Below are 1,327 nucleotides of genomic sequence, written 5' to 3'. Positions count from 1 at the left end.
GCATGCCCCCGCGAGCAGCGCGCGGGCGGCGTCGGCTCAGTGGGGGTGCTGGAACTGCGCCGCCAGTTCGCGCAGCGCCACTTCGGCGGCTAGCACCTTGCTCACCGCGTCGTCGGCCTTTTCCCGGCTCAGGCCCAGGGCCTCGAACAGTTCATCGGGAATCTCTTCCTGCGGTCCGGCGCCGATGCCGCGGTTGCGCAGCAGGCGCACGGCCAGGCACACCAGGTTGGCGAAGGCGGCGTGATCGCCGGCGTAGCTGGGGTCGTGCTGGAAGCGCAGGGCGCAGGCCAGTTCCTCGGGCATGTCCCAGTGGCGCATCAGCCAGGCGCCGATCTGTTCGCGGGTGATGCCCAGCAGGTGCTGCTCGATATGGCTGGCCGGCAGGTGAGGGTTGACCTCCAGGTGCCGGCAGATCAGCGAGAAATGCGGCGGGAACACGTGCGCCAGGACCAGGTAGCCGAAGTTGTGCAGCAGCCCGGCGAGGTAGGTCAGGCCGGCTTCCGGGCGCTGCGCGCGGGGCATGGCGCGGGTCAGGCCCTCGATCACCGCGGCGCTGTAGATCGCCTGCTGCCAGTAGGGCGTGGCGTGCTGCGGCTGGTCCTTGGGCAGGCTGAGGGTCTTGCCCAGGGCCAGGCCGAGCGCCAGGTTGATCACCAGGTCGAAGCCCAGCACGCGGACGATGGCGTCCTCCACCGAGCGGATCTTGCCCGGCGCGGCGTAGTAGGGCGAGGCGGCCCAGCTGACCACCTGGGCGGCCAGCGCCGGGTCGGTCTCGACCACGCCGGTGATGTCGTCCACCGTGGCGTCGGGGTCGACGCGCAGCTTGATGATCTTCTGCGCGGTCTCCGGCAGCGGCGGAATCTCGATGGTTTCCTCCAGGCGCTGCTGGATGCGCCGCGCGGTGAAGGCCTGCACCGCCTGGGTGATCTCGGCGCGGTCGTCGTCGGGGCGGTCGAGGTTCGGCCTGATCGCGCTGAGCGGCTCGCCGAAGCGCGCCGCGCTGGCCTTGCTCAGCAGCGTCTTGTAGGCCTCGGTGGGAATCTCCAGCAGCACGCCGGGCTGGCCGGATTCCACCAGCAGGCTGGGCACCTGCAGCAGGCGCTCGTCGTACAGGCAGGGCGAGCTGGTCAGCGGCGGCAGACCGGGCAATAGCGCCAGGCTGTGCTTGCCGAGCATGCGCTCCAGGCGCTCCGGCTTGACCGCGGTGAGCTGGCGCCCGGTGAGTTCGGCCAGGCGGCCGAGGTCGAGCAGCTGGCTGCGCGGGTAGAGCACCAGCAGGGCGCCCACGGCATCCTCCAGCAGCACCGCCTGCAGGCGGGCGGCGGCC

Annotated in this window: 1 protein-coding gene; it reads right to left on the bottom strand. The window is 71.4% G+C overall.

The genetic code is table 11. The features are described 5' to 3' along the window. Positions 1–36: 36 nt before the first annotated feature. Positions 37–1,327, bottom strand: a 1,291-nt coding sequence (locus N878_RS20700) for an aminoacyl-tRNA deacylase and HDOD domain-containing protein (RefSeq protein WP_021445443.1), incomplete at its 5' end; no start/stop codon positions are given.

The sequence above is a fragment of the Pseudomonas sp. EGD-AK9 genome (assembly GCF_000465935.2).
GTDB lineage: Bacteria > Pseudomonadota > Gammaproteobacteria > Pseudomonadales > Pseudomonadaceae > Aquipseudomonas.
This window is presented reverse-complemented; position numbering and strand designations above follow the sequence as displayed.